20 protein-coding genes are annotated in these 18,119 nt (G+C 41.6%); 4 read left to right on the top strand and 16 right to left on the bottom strand.

The window, feature by feature from the left end; translation table 11 throughout:
- Positions 1-8: 8 nt before the first annotated feature.
- The 10 genes from FZ954_RS01200 to FZ954_RS01150 form a co-directional block, all read right to left on the bottom strand.
- On the bottom strand, positions 9-545 hold the full coding sequence (locus FZ954_RS01200) for a F0F1 ATP synthase subunit delta (RefSeq protein ID WP_148876403.1): 537 nt from the start codon (positions 543-545) through the stop codon (positions 9-11).
- A complete protein-coding gene (gene atpF / locus FZ954_RS01195; protein ID WP_005589735.1) occupies positions 545-1,039 on the bottom strand; it encodes a F0F1 ATP synthase subunit B in 495 nt (164 codons plus the stop codon). The genes FZ954_RS01200 and atpF overlap by 1 nt, the downstream gene beginning before the upstream one ends.
- Before the next feature lie 22 nt (positions 1,040-1,061).
- Entirely contained in the window at positions 1,062-1,775 is a 714-nt protein-coding gene (atpB, locus tag FZ954_RS01190) for a F0F1 ATP synthase subunit A (RefSeq protein WP_148876400.1), read from the bottom strand.
- Between the two features lie 33 nt (positions 1,776-1,808).
- Positions 1,809-2,009, bottom strand: coding sequence for a F0F1 ATP synthase subunit C (locus FZ954_RS01185; RefSeq protein ID WP_061423052.1), 201 nt, complete (start codon positions 2,007-2,009; stop codon positions 1,809-1,811).
- 349 nt (positions 2,010-2,358) lie between these two features.
- Positions 2,359-3,735, bottom strand: a complete 1,377-nt coding sequence (locus tag FZ954_RS01175) for a cell wall metabolism sensor histidine kinase WalK (protein WP_148876398.1) — start codon at positions 3,733-3,735, stop codon at positions 2,359-2,361.
- Positions 3,732-4,388: a response regulator transcription factor gene (locus tag FZ954_RS01170; RefSeq protein WP_045496783.1), complete on the bottom strand. Its 657-nt coding sequence runs from the start codon at positions 4,386-4,388 to the stop codon at positions 3,732-3,734. The genes FZ954_RS01175 and FZ954_RS01170 overlap by 4 nt, the downstream gene beginning before the upstream one ends.
- Positions 4,389-4,409: 21 nt before the next feature.
- Positions 4,410-5,627 (bottom strand): ABC transporter permease, encoded by a 1,218-nt coding sequence (locus FZ954_RS01165; RefSeq protein ID WP_148876395.1) that lies wholly within the window; start codon positions 5,625-5,627, stop codon positions 4,410-4,412.
- An 11-nt stretch (positions 5,628-5,638) separates the two neighbouring features.
- A complete protein-coding gene (locus FZ954_RS01160) occupies positions 5,639-6,313 on the bottom strand; it encodes an ABC transporter ATP-binding protein (RefSeq protein WP_005589728.1) in 675 nt (224 codons plus the stop codon).
- Positions 6,300-7,565, bottom strand: a complete 1,266-nt coding sequence (locus FZ954_RS01155) for an efflux RND transporter periplasmic adaptor subunit (protein WP_148876392.1) — start codon at positions 7,563-7,565, stop codon at positions 6,300-6,302. Before FZ954_RS01155 ends, FZ954_RS01160 begins: the two co-directional genes overlap by 14 nt.
- 28 nt (positions 7,566-7,593) lie before the next feature.
- On the bottom strand, positions 7,594-7,860 hold the full coding sequence (locus FZ954_RS01150; RefSeq protein WP_005592220.1) for a hypothetical protein: 267 nt from the start codon (positions 7,858-7,860) through the stop codon (positions 7,594-7,596).
- Positions 7,861-8,098: 238 nt separating this feature from the next.
- Between FZ954_RS01150 and FZ954_RS01140 the strand changes: the two genes are divergently transcribed.
- Together FZ954_RS01140 and FZ954_RS01135 are read left to right on the top strand one after the other, a co-directional pair.
- Positions 8,099-9,106 carry a lactonase family protein gene (locus tag FZ954_RS01140; protein WP_148876390.1) on the top strand — a complete coding sequence of 336 codons (1,008 nt, stop codon included), beginning with the start codon at positions 8,099-8,101 and terminating at the stop codon, positions 9,104-9,106.
- A gap of 33 nt (positions 9,107-9,139) precedes the next feature.
- Positions 9,140-9,325, top strand: coding sequence for a hypothetical protein (locus tag FZ954_RS01135; protein ID WP_148876387.1), 186 nt, complete (start codon positions 9,140-9,142; stop codon positions 9,323-9,325).
- 67 nt (positions 9,326-9,392) lie between these two features.
- On the opposite strand, the gene FZ954_RS01130 is transcribed toward FZ954_RS01135, so the two are convergent.
- The gene (locus tag FZ954_RS01130) at positions 9,393-9,968 is read right to left on the bottom strand and encodes a hypothetical protein (RefSeq protein ID WP_148876384.1); all 576 of its coding nucleotides are present in this window, start codon (positions 9,966-9,968) and stop codon (positions 9,393-9,395) included.
- Positions 9,969-10,044: 76 nt separating this feature from the next.
- Positions 10,045-11,349: a surface-displayed alpha-enolase gene (gene eno / locus FZ954_RS01125; RefSeq protein WP_015604660.1), complete on the bottom strand. Its 1,305-nt coding sequence runs from the start codon at positions 11,347-11,349 to the stop codon at positions 10,045-10,047.
- Between the two features lie 184 nt (positions 11,350-11,533).
- On the opposite strand from eno, the gene FZ954_RS01120 reads away from it, so the two are divergent.
- Together FZ954_RS01120 and FZ954_RS01115 are read left to right on the top strand one after the other, a co-directional pair.
- A complete protein-coding gene (locus FZ954_RS01120; protein ID WP_148876381.1) occupies positions 11,534-11,992 on the top strand; it encodes a DUF1694 domain-containing protein in 459 nt (152 codons plus the stop codon).
- The gene (locus tag FZ954_RS01115; protein WP_148876378.1) at positions 11,989-12,339 is read left to right on the top strand and encodes a nuclear transport factor 2 family protein; all 351 of its coding nucleotides are present in this window, start codon (positions 11,989-11,991) and stop codon (positions 12,337-12,339) included. The genes FZ954_RS01120 and FZ954_RS01115 overlap by 4 nt, the downstream gene beginning before the upstream one ends.
- A gap of 130 nt (positions 12,340-12,469) precedes the next feature.
- Here the strand turns inward: FZ954_RS01115 and FZ954_RS01105 are convergent, their stop codons facing one another.
- The 4 genes from FZ954_RS01105 to gyrB all read right to left on the bottom strand — a co-directional run bounded on the left by FZ954_RS01105 (position 12,470) and on the right by gyrB (position 18,118).
- The gene (locus FZ954_RS01105) at positions 12,470-13,603 is read right to left on the bottom strand and encodes a glycerate kinase (protein ID WP_148876376.1); all 1,134 of its coding nucleotides are present in this window, start codon (positions 13,601-13,603) and stop codon (positions 12,470-12,472) included.
- A gap of 8 nt (positions 13,604-13,611) precedes the next feature.
- On the bottom strand, positions 13,612-14,259 hold the full coding sequence (gene serB, locus FZ954_RS01100) for a phosphoserine phosphatase SerB (RefSeq protein WP_148876373.1): 648 nt from the start codon (positions 14,257-14,259) through the stop codon (positions 13,612-13,614).
- Positions 14,260-14,358: 99 nt separating this feature from the next.
- Positions 14,359-16,083: a septation ring formation regulator EzrA gene (ezrA, locus tag FZ954_RS01095; RefSeq protein WP_061910405.1), complete on the bottom strand. Its 1,725-nt coding sequence runs from the start codon at positions 16,081-16,083 to the stop codon at positions 14,359-14,361.
- Positions 16,084-16,168: 85 nt separating this feature from the next.
- Entirely contained in the window at positions 16,169-18,118 is a 1,950-nt protein-coding gene (gyrB, locus tag FZ954_RS01090; protein WP_148876371.1) for a DNA topoisomerase (ATP-hydrolyzing) subunit B, read from the bottom strand.
- Position 18,119 lies beyond the last annotated feature (1 nt).

Genomic DNA, 18,119 nt, shown 5'->3' with positions numbered 1-18,119 from the left:
ACCACTTTCTATTTCAAATTTTCTTTTACGAGTTGTAATTGACGTTTTATACTTGCATCAATTGTCTTATTATTGGCTGAAATGACGAAGCCACCAATCAGGCTATCATCTAATTCCTGCTTGAGCGAGCGAACCTTGAGGCCCATTTTTTGCTCGATCATTGGTTTCAATCTGTCTTTTTGACTGTCTGTCAATGCTTGAACAGATTTAACCGTCACTTCAAATTCATTGCTTTGTTTCTCAATCTGATGCTGAATTTCTACCAACATATCGTAGAACAAATCTGCTCGATGATTGAGAATAACGACTTCGATAAAGTTATCAATCAGCTGTGAATCTGAGTTTTGAAAAAGTCGAAAGGCCTTCTCCTTTTCTCCTTCATCAACGCCAATATGTGATAAAAAGTCAGCAAGATTTGTTTCCTCAAACACGGCCCTAATTTGGCTTAGTTTTTCAAAAACATCTTGTTGCTGACCTTTTTCAAATACTAATTGAACAAAAGGCAAGGTATATTTTTCAATTACCGCATAGTGCTTTTTGTCCATTAAGCATCTCCTAATTTATCAATATAACGATCAATAAGCTCACTGTGTGCTTTTGTATCAAGCTGCTGGCTCAAGATCTTACTTGCAAGACTTACTGTTAGGTCAGCCACATCGTCTTTAATGCTATTCAAGGCTTCTGCCTTGCTTTGAGCAATTTCCTGATTGGCTTTTGCTTTCAAACGTCCAGCTTCTTCAGCTGCATCCGCTAAAATTCCAGCCTTATTTTTTTCAGCTGTTTCCTTAGCATGTTCGATAATCGTCGTTGCTTCCTGACGACTTCCTGCTAATTCATTCTCACGTTTTTGCGCAAGTTCCTCAGCCTTTTTGCGGGCTGACTCAGCCCCGTCAATATCATCCGTAATCTTTTTAGAACGTTCTTCTAAGATACTGGTAATATTGCCCCAGGCAAACTTCTTTACTAAAAAAATTAATAAAAGGAAGGAACCAGCGATGAGAATAAAGTCACCAATAATGGCACCGATAGTTACGTGCATTCCTTTTCTTCCTTTCTACTTACTATTCTTCACCGTTTATTTTCTTACCGATATACATCGAAGACAGCATGGTAAAGACATAGGCCTGGATACATGAAATAAATATCGAGAAGGCTGTCCATAACATACTACCTAGGAAAGCAGCTGGATACCAATAAAATGCTTGTTGTGACAAGGTAAGCAACAAGCCAGCCAAAACTTCCCCTGCAAAGATATTTCCGAAAATCCGCAGAGCCAGAGAAGCAAAATTGGTAAATTCTTCCAAGATATTCATTGGAGTCATAAATCCAGGTGTTGCAAAAGCTTTTAAGTAATCTTTAAAACCACGACGACGGATTCCTTCAACATGACTAATCAATGTAATGATAAAGGATAAGGCTAGGTCATAGCCCAAATTTGCCGTCGGTGAGGTCCAGAGATTGTAGCCATTGGTGGTTTGAATTTTAGCCATCAAACCGATATTATTGGCAACTGCAATAAAAAGAAACAAGGCAAACATAAACAAAGAATAATCTTTGATGTAGTGTTCCCCAATATTTTCTTTAGTAAAGCCAATGACAAAATCATAGACATATTCTAATAAGTTTTGCTTTCCTTGAGGTCGGATGGACATTTTTCTACTGCCCCAGTAGATAAAGCCAAAGACCATCAAAACGGTCACAAGTGACATAGCAAGCAGGGTCAAATCAAAGGATATTGGGCCTAGCTGAATAGTCGGATTAAGACTTTCTTCCAAGGTTTGACACCCCCTTTTCTAAAATAGAAAAAACTATTTGATAATGAAGGACATAACCAAGGTAACGAAGAAAGTACCTTCAACAAAAGCGACACCCATGATGAGCAAGCTTCTTAATTGATCGACCATTTCTGGCTGACGAGAAACTGCTTTAAACAGATTACTCATAATCAAACCTTCAGCTAATGAGACGCCAAAGCAGGCAAAACAAAGTCCAAAAAACGTTAAATTCATGATGAATTCTCCTTTTATATTTTTAAATGTACTTCATTAGTTTACTCCTAATAAAGTTAATAGTCAATTGTTTTGTTATATTGTAAGCGTTTTTCATACTTTTCTTTTAAATTAAGAACATTCCCCAGATAAATAGCCTTTATTAACATTTATCCTATAGAAATCCAAGCAAAAATGAGATTGGGACAGAAATCGGTAATTCGTTAGAATTCGATTTCGTCGTCCCACCTCCGCACAGTTGAGTAGGGCTGTAAAAGCTGATGAAATAAGCGTAATAGAGCCCACTCAACCACTGCGTCTTGCTCGACAATCCAAAGACAATTAAGAGGCTAGGACTTTTGTCCCAGCCTCATATCTGTTCCATTTGAGGTAAAAAAATCGTGAAGCGCATCCACTTATTCTCAACAGCTTCAAATCTATAAGTGAGATGGTGCTTTTCTAAAATTTGCTGCACGATGAAGAGCCCCAGTCCCGTACCACCATCCTTGCGATTACGACTATAGTCTGGTCGATAAAATGGCTGGAAAATCTGCTGGATCTGTGAGTCATCCAGCACTCGCTCAGCTTCATTTTCTACAATTAATACTCCATCTTCTAAACGAACCAAGATTTCTCCACCTTCTACTGTATAATGGAAGGCATTGTCAATCAGATTTTTTATAGCTTTCAGTAAATAGGTCTTATTTCCTCGAACTTTTGTTTCTGTAAGTTGGACATTAAATTGATAATGCTTGAGGTCAGCCAGAACCTTGTAGGTACTGACATTTGCTTCAAGCAGCTCTTTGAGAGAGAAGATTTCTCGCTCTGTCTCCATGGTCATTTCTAGTTTTGAAATGGCTAGGATAGACTGAACTAGACCTGATTGTTCTTCCAATATTTCGCGGCACTTCTGTAGGTATTTGTCCCGATCTTTAAAATCACCCACTCCATAAATCATCCCGTCAATCATTCCCATCATGCTGGTGATGGGTGTCTTGAGTTCGTGGGAAGTCATTCGGAGAAATTCTGCCTTTTCGCGCTCGCTTTCTGCGACTTTCTCATTTTCTAATCGCAGAGCTTCCATACTTGCTAGGAGGTTAGCATATAAGTGATTGATATCTTGAGCCAGATCAGCAATCTCGTCATGCCCTTTCACCTGACAGGAAACGTCTGGAAGAAGACTTGTCATTTGCCGAGTGCTAGAGGAGATATCCTTAATTCGCTGACTAGAGGTCCGACTATAGAGATAGGCGGCAAGCCCACCCAGACTCAGCGACAAGAATAATACAAAAGGATAGAGATTGAGCAAGATCCGACTGGCATCCGAAACGGGCTGCAGAGAATACTCGCCTCGCAGGACTACTTCTTTGCCGTCCGACGTCCGAAAACTTTCTGACAGAGTCTTGCTTTCATAGTTACTATTGGCAATGGTCGGAACAATCGTCAGCTGGAGAGAGCTTTCTCCATTCGTTTCAAGTGCTGGGTAAAGAATCGTATTGTCTTTAGCTAACAAGGTGAACCAGATCTGATTGCTTTTTTTGCTATAATTGCTCAAGAGCTCACTGATTTCTTGGCTAGACTTTCCCTTGACCTGCTTGGCTACCTGAGCAAACTCACGCTGGGCTTCTCCTCCCTTGACCTGCTGGTAATAAACCGGCATGGCAAAATAGAGAGTGGATAGAACAATCGTCACAACGACAAAGATGATGAAAGTCGTCAAGAGGAAGTTCTTTTTGACAATCTTCACGTGTCTTCTCCTCCAAGCTGATAGCCCATGCCTGTGATGGTTTTCAGAGGGATACCTGGGATTTTCTTACGAATGTTCTTGATGTGATTATCCAACACCCGGCTATCTAGCTCGCTGTAGCCCCAGATAGTATTCATGAGCTGATCGCGGGTTACTAAATGATCCTTTCTCTTGGCCAGAGCCTGCAAGATCTCATACTCTTTCTTGGTCAGAGGCATCTTTTCTTCCTGCCAGTAAACGGTACAATCATCGATAGAGACAGTCAAATCACCAACAGTTATCTCTGACGCAACCGTATTTCGTCGCAGAATATTCTCAATCCGTTTAACTAAGATTAGTGGTGAGAAAGGCTTGGTCACATAGTCGCTGATGAGGTGGTTAAAGCTGACTAGCTGAGTGTACTCATCATCTAGCGCTGTCAGGATCATGACTGGAATCTGAGAAGTCTTGCGAATTTCCTTGAGGACATCCAGTCCACTCATGGTTGGCAACATCATGTCCAAAATAACTAAGTCAAAAGACTCTGCTTCAAATTGAAGCAAAGCCTCGCCTCCATCAAAGACTGGTGTAACTGCATAGTTACTTTCTTTTAAAAATTCACAAATGACTTGATTGATCGTAGTATCGTCTTCCACTACTAAAATCTTGTGCATATATGCTTGATTCTCCTTTATTTATTCAAATCGCAGGGCTTCAATTGGATCCAGCTTGGATGCTTTCACAGCCGGCAAGAGCCCAAATACTACTCCTATTATACAACAAAAGAGCAAACTTACAAAGACAGAAAACAGAGATAAAATATATGGATAGGCCAAAGACTGGGTAATAGCAAAACCAGAGGCGATACCTGCTACTACGCCAATAATACCACCCATTAGAGTCAGGATAACTGCCTCAATCAGGAACTGCTTGAGAATAATCTTCCGCCGAGCTCCCAGAGCCTTTTTAATCCCGATTTCACGAGTCCGCTCTGTCACTGAAACCAGCATGATATTCATAACACCGATACCTCCGACTAATAGGGAGATGCTGGCAATACCTGCTAGCAAGACAAAGTTAGACTGGTTAAGGTTATCCAATTGACGCTCAAATTCTTGCAGATTTAGCACACCAAACATATAGTCTGACTGGGGCATCTGCTGATTGAGGTAATCACTAACTTTCTTGGCTACCTTCTTCAAATCATCGGCTTTGTGGGTCTGAACGGTGACTTCTGGGCTGACATTGATGGTATCAAAAATCCGATGCCATTGTTGCAGAGGAATATAGGCCACCTTTTCCGAACCAGAGGTCAGGCCACTCTGCTCAGTAGACTCAAAGACGCCGATAACTTTAAAAGGATTGCCCTTGACTTCTACATACTTACCGATACCGTCTCCCTTAGGAAAGAGGGTATCATAAAGAGACTTTTCTAGATAGGTTACTTGCTCTTGATTTTTGAAGGCTTCAGAGTCAAAGCCCTCCCCTTCCAACAGCCGTTGCTGCTTGATATCAGCTACCGACTGGGAAACTGCCTGAACCTTGCTAGATGACTTTTGACTGAGATAGTAAATCTTTTCGTCCGCCCCATAGGTCATCAAAGCATTTTTAACTCCAGGAATTTCCTTGATTTTGGATAAGACATCCTCTCCCATAAAAGGAATGTAGGAAGGCTTCTGAGCTTGGGATTTTTCTGGAATAGAGGGATCGATGGCGCTTTTCTTATCGTAGACAACTTTGATAGTATTATTGCTACCACCGATCAGCTGACGCTTGGTATTTTCTGTATTTCCTTCAATGATGGAAAAGATAGCAATAATAGCGCCAATCCCGATGATAATCCCCAGCATGGTCAGTATAGAGCGCATTTTGTGGGACAGGATGGAGTTTAGAGCTACAAAAATATCTTCCATATAGCCCCCTTCTATCCTAATGCCCGAGTCTCTATATTACCGTCCCGCAAGACAACCGTTTGCTTGCAAAGCTGAGCCACTTCCGGCTCGTGGGTAATGATGACAATAGTTTTGCCTTGTTCGTTAAACTGCTTGAACAACTCCATGATCTGAACACTGGTCTTGGTATCCAGCGCTCCAGTCGGCTCGTCTCCCAGAATAAAGCTGGGATTGGTTACCAAGGCACGCGCAATGGCTACCCGTTGCTTTTGACCACCGGACAACTCCATAGGCTTGAAGTCGCTTCTCTCTTCCAGACCGACCAATCGTAGCATTTCCAAGGCGCGTTCGCGTCTCTCTTTTTTAGGAACTTTCATGTAAGTCAGAGGCAGTTCAACATTTTGACAGGCTGTCAGCTTAGGCATGAGGTTGAAATTCTGGAAAACAAAGCCAATCTTCTGATTACGCAAATCAGATAGTTGGTTGTCGGACAGGTCAGAGACGTCAGTCCCTTCGATATGATAAGAACCTGCGCTAGCCTTGTCCAAACAGCCGATAATATTCATCAAAGTGGACTTACCTGATCCAGACGGCCCCATAATCGCTAGAAAATCCCCCTCTTTCACATGCAAATCAATTCCTTTCAAAATCGGAAATTCCTGACTGCCTTGTTGATAAGATTTGTGGATGTTCTTAAGCTTTAACATTCTGTCCTACCTCCATTCCGTCTTTCATGCCTTCTCTAGGCGTCGAAATGGTATCCTTCATTGTCAGACCTTCTGTAATCTCTACCAAACGGTCAGAGACTTTCTTGGTCTTAACTTCCTTCATTTTTACCTTTTTACCCTCTACCTTCCAGACATAGGTCTTACCATTTTTACTGAAAGTATAGGCCTTGTTGACGACTATCTTACCGGCCTCAGGAGCATTTTCTACGACATTGACATAAGAATGGGAGCCTACAAGCGGCATTTCACCGCCTTGATCCAGCTCGACAGTATAAGGATACTTGCCTTGGTTGGGATTTTCCTGTTGTTTATTTCCACCATTGCTATTTCCGGTATTTGCAGTTGTCAAGGTGCCGACTTGCGTCACGGTACCACTCCAACGTTTCTTAGGATCCTTGCGGTCCACAACATCTACTCTCTGACCCACACTCAGCTTCTCACGGTCAAATTCACTAACGCTCCCTTTGATCAAAGTTTTGGACTTGTCCATGATTTCGATAAAGGTTTCTTCTTCCTTTTTAGCCTTGGACTGAGTCGGTAAGTCTTCGTTCATCGAGGTAATAGTTCCCGCTGTATCCGCCGTCACGGTATCATATTTCATACGGTCTGATTCCGTCTGAGCTGTCACCTGAGCTTTTTCAGCCTCAATCTGAGCATTCGTTACTTCATTATCAGCAGTCTTAGCGTCACTTAGCGCTTGAGCCAGTTCATCTTCAGCAGATTTTATCTGATCTAACAAAGACTCATCCTTACTAGAATTGTATTTATTCTTAAGAGTATTGAGATTAGCTAGCTTTCGGTTATACGTTTCCCATTTGATAGATGCGCTAGTTTGAGCAGCCGTAATGCTATTGGCCTTAGCTTGAGCATCATACTGAGCAGACTGGGCTGTCAATTCCTGAGAGGTCACATAGGAAAAGAGGGGCTGGCCTTGTGTAACAGTATCGCCATTTTTAACGAATACTTCCTTAACTTCACCTTTTGATGGGTCAATTTTGACCTTACTGCTATTGTTAGCAACTACTTCTCCAGATAAAACTAGGCTTGTTTTTTTACTGTTATTAACAGCATCTTGGACCGTCAGTGAATCAATCTTATTATCGACCATTTTCATGGCTTGTTGTTGATTAACCTGATGAAGAAGTACATAGCCTCCCAGCCCTGCACAAGCAAGAATGACCGTGCTTCCCAATAGAATGGTTTTACGATTCATTTTTTTTATTTGAAACATATTGCCTCCAACCTACAAGTTCTAACTTTTATTTATCAGTTGATTCAGATTCATCTGTTGGTAATTCTTCTCCATCCGCTGGGATTTGAATCACGTTTCCGTCCGGCATGGTATACTCTGTCACTTCCTTGCCGTCTACTGTTTTCGTTTTTTGATCAACAGCATCTTTCTTAAAATCTACTTTTTTCCCATCACTAATTTCTTTATTGTCAGCATTCTTAGAACCGCATGCAGCTAGGAAAAAGACGGACATTCCGATAAGAGTTACAAGCATAGCGAATTTTTTTACGTTCATTTGATTTCTCCTTTGTTTTAGAAAACAGGAATTTTGAGCTTTCCTGATCGTATTTGTTTTTTTGAACAATTCCATTCTATCAAAGTGGTCTATCCCCTTCCTACCCACCATCTGTTTTTTATCTATTTTTTGATAAAATTTGGAATTCTCCTCTAGATACAGGACTTTTCCTATCCAAACAGCTTCTTAAGTCGTTTTATGGTATAATAGATTGATTTTAAAAGAATGAGGTGGAAACATGACTCAAACAGTTTATTTTGGAACATACACCCGACGAGTTTCCCAAGGGATTTATAAGGCAGATTTTGACACTGAAAAGGGACAACTCTCAGACTTAGAATTAGTAGCCGAAGAACCAAGCCCCACTTATCTAGCCTTTGATCAAGCTGGTCATCTGTACACCGTTGGTGCAAAAGACGGACAAGGTGGGATTGCGGCCTATGACCAAAAGAGACAACTTCTCAATCATGTGGTTGAAGAAGGCGCTCCGCTTTGCTATGTTGCTGTAGATAATGAAAGAGGTCTTGTCTACGGAGCTAACTACCACAAGGGACAAGTGCTGGTCTACAAGCAGCAAGAAGATGGCAGCCTAAAACTAGCTGATTCAGACACTCATGTCGGGCAAGGACCTCATGCCAATCAAGCATCTGCCCATGTCCACTATACTGACTTGACTCCCGATCAATATCTGATTACTTGTGACCTCGGAACAGATCAAGTCACTACCTACGATGTGACGGAAGACGGACAACTGAACAAACTGGGCACCTACACATGTGCTGCTGGAGCTGGGGCACGCCACCTTGTCTTTCATAACCATTATAAAATTGCTTACCTTATCTGCGAACTAAATTCTACCATCGAAGTATTGATTTATGATGGCGTTGGTCAGTTTGAACACCTGCAGACCATCTCAACTCTCCCAGAAGGATTTGAAGATTTTAACGGCACTGCAGCCATTCGTCTCTCTGCTGATGGAAAATTCCTCTATGGCTCTAACCGTGGCCATGACTCAATAGCTGTTTATCAAATTCTAGCTGATGGAAGTCTACAGCTCATTGAAATCACGCCAACAAAGGGCAAAAATCCACGCGATTTCAATATCACACCTGACCAAAACTACCTCATCGCTGTCCACCAAGATTCGGACAATGCAACTGTCTTCAAACGCAATCCTAAAACAGGTCGATTAACAGAAATTTCTCATGATTTCTATGTGCCAGAAGCTGTCTGCGTGACCTTCTAATAATCAAAAAAAATTATCAAAGGAGCATTCAAGATGAATCCAGTAGAATTGTTTAATCAAGTAAAAGAATTGATCGAAAAGAAAGACTTTGAGGCAGCTAAGAAGTTTGTCGAAAATCACAAAGATGAGCTAGGCGAATACTTAGATAAGGCTAAAGATTTAGTAGCAAATTCAAAAGGCCTCAACGACGTCATCAACAAAGTTAAGTCTATTTTCTAAAATCTTATTTAAAAAAGCTGTTGGATAAAATTCCAACAGCTTTTATATTTGATCGAGCCTTATTAGTCTATTTCCGATTCATAAAATCATGTAATTCTTCCAGTCGTTCCCTTGTCAAGGGTTGAGCAAGAAAAATGTCCTTATCGACATCTTTGTCCTTATTAAAATCATGTAAGTCAACCTTTTCATAAACCATCTTATTGGCAAGAGGGAGTTGACCATTTACATAGGTCGTGATTTCTATATCACTTTCACTAAAAAATGCTCCATAATAATCTTCCCGAACCACTACTGTCTGCCCTTTTTCCTCAAGATAGGCATAATGAGTCACTGGAACATAAACCGTGAAAAGATAGCCAATTATAGGAGAAACTGCCAATAGCAACAAGCCTAAAGCAAGAGCGGGATAAAGAACCCACCTATATCTTTTTGCCAATAAATAGAAAACAAGAAATAAAAAGGGAAAAGCAAACCATGGGCTGAACTGAGGATACCAGAATATACTGGTGATTGTAAGAAATAAAAGAACTGCCAAAAGCGCCAGAGAGCTTGATTTGCGTTTATAAGCCAAAAAGAGGCCTATAAATAAAACAGTAAGAGCTGGCCACTCTCTGCTTAGGATATACAAAATGAAATAAAACATCCTAAAAGTCTCCCCTTATTTATTAAAAATCCCTTGAGTCAGCCTCAAGGGATTTGCTTCATTCCATTAGGATGAATTATTTTTTCAAGTTGTAGAATGATTTCAATCCACGGTATTCAGCAACTTCACCAAGTTGATCTTCGATACGAAGCAATTGGTTGTATTTAGCAATACGGTCTGTACGTGAAAGTGAACCAGTCTTGATTTGTCCTGCGTTAGTTGCAACTGCGATGTCAGCGATTGTTGAATCTTCAGTTTCACCTGAACGGTGTGATACAACGGCAGTGTAACCAGCTTCTTTCGCCATTTCAATAGCGTCGAATGTTTCAGTAAGAGTACCGATTTGGTTAACTTTGATAAGGATTGAGTTAGCAGCACCTTCTGCAATACCTTTTTCAAGGTAAGAAGTGTTTGTTACGAAGAAGTCGTCACCAACCAATTGAACTTTACCACCAAGACGTTCAGTAAGAGCTTTCCAACCGTCCCAGTCGTTTTCGTCCATACCATCTTCGATAGTGATGATTGGGTATTTGTTTACCAACTCTTCAAGGTAGTCGATTTGTTCTGCAGCAGTACGTACAGCAGCTCCTTCACCTTCGAATTTAGTGTAGTCGTAAACTTTACGTTCTTTATCGTAGAATTCTGATGATGCACAGTCAAATCCGATAAATACGTCTTTACCTGGAACATAACCAGCAGCTTCGATAGCAGCAATGATAGTTTCTACGCCATCTTCAGTTCCTTCGAAACGAGGAGCAAATCCACCTTCGTCACCAACAGCAGTTTCCAAACCACGTGATTTAAGGATTTTCTTAAGAGCGTGGAAGATTTCAGCACCCCAACGAAGAGCTTCTTTGAATGATGGTGCACCAGCAGGTACGATCATGAATTCTTGGAAAGCGATTGGAGCGTCTGAGTGAGAACCACCATTGATGATGTTCATCATTGGAGTTGGAAGAACTTTAGTGTTGAATCCACCAAGGTAGCTGTAAAGTGGGATTTCAAGGTAGTCAGCAGCAGCACGAGCTACAGCGATAGACACACCAAGGATTGCGTTCGCACCCAATTTACCTTTGTTTGGAGTACCGTCCAAAGCGATCATTGCACGGTCGATAGCTTGTTGGTCACGTACATCGTAACCGATAATAGCTTCAGCGATAACATTGTTCACGTTATCAACTGCTTTTTGTGTACCAAGACCGCCGTAACGAGATTTGTCACCATCACGAAGTTCAACTGCTTCGTGTTCACCAGTAGAAGCTCCTGAAGGAACCATACCACGTCCGAAAGCACCTGATTCAGTATAAACTTCTACTTCAAGTGTTGGGTTACCGCGTGAGTCGAGGACTTCGCGAGCGTAAACATCAGTAATAATTGACATTTTGACTCTCCTTATTGTTTAAAATTATTTACTAGTCTATGATACCTCAAAAGCGCTTTTTTTTCAAGGAAAAACAGCAGCTTTGCTTGAAAAATCACAATTTTTGAAATGCAATCGGTTACATCCTATCTTTTTCTTAATGGTTTGAAAATCAGAAATCCTTTATTTATGATATACTAGAAATATGACAGATCTAAATAATATTATCATGGAAAAATCTCAGGGAAATGCTAAGCTCAATCCTGATGAACAACGCAAATTTCTGGAAACTTTTGAAGAGCGGGTGATTGCTTACTGCTCTATTTCGGATGCCAATTCTACTCTTCTAAAGCAGCATTTTAAAGAAATAGTTGAGAAGATCACTGAAAGCTACCAGCCCGTCACAGTCAAAATATCGCCTGAAGTCATATCCAGCCAGCAGGTTTTCTACCTAAAAACCGCCAAAGACTTAGGCTGTGAGGCCACCATTGTCTCCGCTTTTTGCCAATCCTCTCCTTTTGGCTTGGTAATCCATAGCGATCATCCTGTGACCATAGAAGAAAAGGACTTGAGCAAGCAATTTGCCGACGTCCTCCACCCAGCAGATAGTAAACCATCTCCCCTCAAGAAGACCTCCCTTTGGAAAAAAATGTTTCATAAATGACAAATTTAGAGAAATTATTTATCTTTTTCGAAGCAGAAAATCAGCGTGACTGGGATATTTATCAAACTTTTTTAGACGAGCATATCGTCTGGGAGCTGCATGGAGAATCCCCAGAAATCATTCAAGGTAAAGAAGCCTACCTCCACAGGATACAGGAGGCCTATCAGAACAGTTCCGCACAGTTTACTTGCCAATACTGTCACAGCAATTCTGAGCAAAGTCGGATTTTAACAATTTTGGTCAATGACCATGGTGATTTATCTTGTAATCTATTTGAATTTGCAAACGGCTTAATCGTCAAAGAAATCGAATATTTACTGAAAAAGAGGCTGGGACAAAAGTCCTAGCCTCTTAATTGTCTTTGGATTGTCGAGCAAGACGCAGTGGTTGAGGGGGCTCTACTACGCTGATTTCATCAGCTTTTACAGCCCTGCTCAACTGTGCGGAGGTGGGACGACGAAATCGAATTCTAACCAATTACCGATTTCTGTCCCACTCTCTTTTTTTGATGGCTAATAGGTTGCCAATATTGCGAGCTGTACGAACCAGATTTTCCCTCGCTTGAGCTAAGGTTACGTCCAAATCTGCCACTTGCGAGATAATGGGAAAAGCTGCATGGATATTCTCCCTAGGAAATGGAGGCAAATCATCAGCTAAACTGCCACAAATCGCAAGAACAGGAATCTCTTTTGGCGTCCGCCTTGCGATTCCAACTGGGGCCTTTCCCGCCAAAGACTGCTTATCCATGCGCCCCTCACCGACAACAACCAAGTCCGCTTCTTTAACCCTGCGGTCAAAATCCAACAAATCCAGACAGGTATCAATTCCTGACACGACTTTCCCCTTGGCAAATGTGACCAGCCCTGCTGCCATGCCTCCTCCGGCACCAGCACCAGCTTGGGTGAAAATCTGCGGATTGGCCAGTTCATAGAAGTTCCTTATTTCCTGATCGACAGATGAAAGAAGCCATTCAGACAAGCCTTTCTGTCGTCCAAATACCTGAGTCGCTCCCTGCTGCCCACATAAAGGATTGGACACATCTGTCAAAATTTCGATTTCTATATCATTCAGGAAAGTTGGAACACGTTCCGCAGAAATTCGGGCAACTCTCCCTAGAGAGGAACCGATAGGTCGCAGTCGATGATTGTTTTCATCAAAAAATTCATAGCCCAGACCGGCTGCCATACCGATGCCTCCATCATTCGTCGCCGAGCCTCCAACACCGACTAAAATCTTTTTGACTCCATGTTCGACCAAATGAAGGATCAGCTCCCCCAGACCTCTGGTTTCTAAACTTAAGGGATTACGTTTTTCCTTAGGAATTAAAGCCAGTCCCACTAAATCTGCCATTTCAAAAAGCGCTAGCTGCTCTTGTCTTGCATATTTCATTTCGACTGGCTGGCCGAAAGGTCCGATTACCCAATGGCGAAACTCTTTTAGCTTCATAGCAGAAATCAAGGCAGCTACAGTTCCCTCGCCGCCATCTCCAATAGGCAGCAAGTCAAAATTCGCCTCTGGCAAGGCTTGGGAAAAGCCTTCTTTCAAGGCTTCTGCTACTTGAACAGCAGACAAACTTTCCTTAAAAGAATCTGGTGCTAACAAGATATGCATCGTGCCTCCTATTTTTCTTTCCCATCTAAAATATCCATTACTTGATAGAGATCATAAACATTGATTTGATAGGGCGCTTGCTCTCTTACAATTGGCTTGGCGTTAAAAGCAATTCCAATGCCGGCTGTTTGAATCATAGGCAAATCATTGGCGCCATCCCCCATAGCAATGGTTTGATTTAATTCCAAATTGTTTTCTTGAGCCCATTCTTTCAGCATCTGAACTTTAGTATCTTTGCTAACAATCTCTCCCAACACATGACCTGTAAGCAAGCCATTCTTGATTTCTAAGCGATTGGCCTTTACATAGTCAATTCCTAGCTCTTCAGCCAGTCTATCCACCGTTTCATGAAAACCACCTGAAACCAAGCCAACCTTGTAGCCACGCGCATGCAGCTCATCTACTAATTTTTTAGCACCAGGCGTGAAATGAATCTTATCAGCTATTTGAGAAAAGATAGTTTCCGGAAGTCCCGCCAAAAGTGAAACCCTCTCCCGTAAGGCAGCCTCGAAATCCAATTCTCCGCGCATGGCTCGCTCAGTGATAGCAGCGACTTGCTGCCCAACTCCAGCTTCCTCGCCTAGCAAATCAATGCCCTCTTCCATAATAAGAGTGCTATCTACATCCATAACCAATAAACCTTTGACCTGACTCATCTACTCACCTCATATTTTATGTGATTTGTTGTATTATACAGGATTTTTAATAGCAAAACAAGCAAGATCGCAAAGAAAAAAGTTCCCGAAGGAACTTTCTTAGAAGCGAATATTTTCGCGTGTTTTTTCATATGAATTGATAAAACGAGCTGAAACTCCAGGCTCAACAACATCCAAGGCTTTTGAAATAATTTCCAAAGATTTTGCGTAATCAAATTCAACTTCAAAAGCATGAAGGGATTCATTGAAGGCTGCCTGCACATTATCATCGAAGGAACGATAACGGTTAGAGTATTGTAGCAACTGCTCTGTTAAGGTAGAATTTCGAACAATTCGATATGTCTCTTCTTCCAATTCATTCATTGTATTTGCCAGAATCTCTAACCAGCGGTTAACAGATTCGATATTCACACGAGTTGCCTCCAACTCTCTTGCCAGCTCCTCAATATAGTCGCTTGCTCCAAAGAAAATTGTTAAGAAGGACTCTGGAATACCCGGTAAATTACGTTTTTCCATAAATCGCTTAATCGTATGCAATTTATTGGCGTAAATCGTAACTTTTTGACGGGCATTGACATCGTCTTTTTCAATTTTTTCTAGTTGCTCACCAAGTTCAATCTGTTCATCTTCGATTTCTTTCAATCGGTCTTGAATAGCTTCCAACTCTTCTCTAACCAATGAGAAAGGTTTCTTCATTTCAGCTGTATCTTCAAGTGAAGAGTGAACGACTGCTTCTTGAGCAGATAATTCCGATTTCAAATCTTTGATATGATTTATTTCAGGTTCTGGTAGCAAGAAGGAATGTGATAAACGTTCCATTTCGCTTTGAAGCTGTTGGTTATTCTCTTTAGTGTGTTCTAAGTAGTCAGGAAGGTAGTTCACCAACTTCTCAACGACTTTATGAGCCTCAATTTCTCGAGTAAAGATGGCATACAGAGCATCGATTTCCTCTTGAATTTGTTCATTCTCATACAAGGCATTATCCAACTCCAAAGCCGCAAGATTTTCTTCATTTCGTTTCAAACTAGCACGAAGTTGTTGGAAACGCGCCTCTAAGTCAGTCTCAATAAAATGATAATTGGTTTCCAATAATTTACGGTAGCCAGACTCCAAATCTTCTAATTGATCTGGTAATTTCTCAGTCAAGTCTTCTACAATTGCTGGAACTTTTTCGACGATCTGTGTCAATGCTAAGATACGATCTTCTGTTTTGTCTAAGATTTCTGCCGCTTCCACAGGATCCCCTGAAGAATTGAGAGTTACAAATTGAGAGAAATCAGACTCAATATTTTCCATTTGCTTCTGAATTTCTGCAAGAGCTCGTCCATAAGCGTCAGGATTGCTAGCCACAGTATGCTGCAAATTTTCAAATAGATCTAGGGCGTGTAAAACTCGTCCGCTATTTTTAGATTCTTGTTTTTTAAGATCTTCTAAAGCTTGACGAATCGCATGAATATCTTCACTGATTAAATCAATTTGGCTTTCAATGTTTTCGATCGCATGCTTGGCTTTGAGGAAACGGAAAGAATTATTGTAGCCCTCTGCCTCAAAGAGATTGTTCTCAATATCAGCAAATGAATTTAAAGAGAGATCTACCCATTTTTGATTCCATTCACGGAAAGTCACTTGACTTTGCCCAATCAAATGTAAATTTTTAACTTCTTCCACTTCATCATTCACGGGAAGATTGTAAAGTTCCTCTTTTTTCTCCTCCAAACTTCGAAGCTTCGCTTCATTTCGTTTTCTCATATAGATAGCAGTAAAATAGCCTAAAATTAATAGTGCTGCTACTACAATAATGAGAATAATCAGTCCATTAGACATATAAAACTCCTTCATTCTTTTACTAAAAAGCAAACATATTGATTATATCACAAATTCATTTGTAATGGTTGTTTTTTCTAACTTTTTAGACATCAAGTGTGCTATATACTGCATTTTTTTCGATAAAGTCACGACGAGGCTCTACACGATCTCCCATCAGCATATCAAAAATCTTATCAGCTTCTGCTGCGTCATCGACAGAAACTCGCGCCATTAGACGGTGTTCTGGATTCATGGTCGTTTCCCACAACTGATGGTCATCCATTTCTCCCAAACCTTTGTAGCGCTGAATCGTCGGTTTAGAGCGACCTTCGCTATAGCGCTCGAGAGCAGCTTGCAGTTCTTCTTCTTGATTTGCACCTGGCTGGATGTATTCTTTTACCTCGCTACCGACCTTGACACCATAGATTGGTGGTTGGGCGATGTAGACATAGCCTGCTTCCAGAACCGGCTTCATGTAGCGGTAAATCAAAGTTAGGAGCAAAGTCCGAATGTGAGCTCCATCCACATCCGCATCAGTCATGATGACTAATTTATGATAGCGAGCCTTGCTAACATCAAAGTCAGCTCCAAAACCAGTTCCCATAGCAGTAAAGAGGCTGCGGATTTCTTCATTAGACAGAATCTTATCCATGCTGGCTTTTTCAACGTTGAGAATTTTACCGCGAATCGGCAAAATAGCCTGAAATTCACGGTTACGGCCAGACTTAGCTGAACCACCCGCTGAGTCTCCCTCCACGATAAAGAGTTCTGTTTCCTGTGGGTTGTTGGACGAGCAATCAGCCAATTTCCCTGGCAGATTAGAGATTTCCAAACCAGACTTCTTGCGGGTTACTTCCCGAGCTCGCTTAGCAGCAATTCTGGCCTTAGAAGCCAAAATTCCCTTTTCAACGATTTTTCGAGCCACCGCAGGATTTTCCAAAAGAAAATCTGAGAAAGCTTCACTGAAGAGGCGATTAGTAATCTTGACTACTTCGCTATTACCCAGCTTGGTCTTGGTTTGACCTTCAAACTGAGGGTTGGGGTGCTTGACAGAGATGACTGCTGTCAGTCCCTCACGCACATCTTCCCCAGTCAGATTATCCTCATTTTCTTTGAGAAGTTTGTTTTTCTTGGCATAGTCATTGATGACCCGTGTCAGGGCTGTCCGGAAACCTTGCTCATGCGTTCCACCCTCGTGGGTATGGATATTATTGGCAAAGCTCATAACTGTTTCATGGTAGCCAGTCGTGTACTGCATAGCGACTTCAACCGTAATGTCGTCCATTTCGCCGTCAGTATAAATCGGCGTTTCAAAGATTACATCCTTGTTTTCATTGATGTATTGGACATAGCTGGCAATCCCACCCTCATAGTGGTAATCCTTGACCTGCTCCATTCCATCTCGCTTATCTGTGATGGAAATTCTGAGACCACGATTAAGGAAAGCTAATTCCTGCACCCGTTTATTAAGCTTCTCAAAGTCAAATTCTACTGTTTCAGTGAAAATCTCTGGATCCGGTGTAAAGTGAACGGTCGTACCTGTACGATCTGTCTCGCCAATGACTTCTAAGTCCGCGACTACATGACCACGACGGTATTCTTGGTAATGAATCTGGCCGTTTTTATAAACACGGACATCCAGCTGAGTGGATAGGGCATTTACAACGGAAGAACCCACACCGTGCAGACCTCCCGATACCTTGTATCCGCCACCGCCGAATTTTCCTCCTGCGTGAAGGACAGTAAAGACGGTTTCTACAGCCGGACGGCCTGTTTTCTCCTGAATGTCAACGGGAATGCCTCGACCATCGTCAACAACTGTAATCGAATTATCTTTTTCAATAAAAACTTGAATGTGACTGGCAAAACCAGCCAAGGCCTCATCAATCGAGTTGTCAACAATTTCCCATACTAAGTGGTGCAGACCTTCCTTGGAGGTCGAACCGATATACATACCAGGGCGCATCCGAACGGCTTCTAAGCCCTCCAAGACCTGAATCTGACTGGCGTCATATTCTTGCGCTTGTATGTCTTGTTGCTTTTCTTCTGTCATG

The organism is Streptococcus sp. Marseille-P7375, from assembly GCF_902460365.1.
Lineage (GTDB): Bacteria > Bacillota > Bacilli > Lactobacillales > Streptococcaceae > Streptococcus > Streptococcus cristatus_I.
This window is presented reverse-complemented; position numbering and strand designations above follow the sequence as displayed.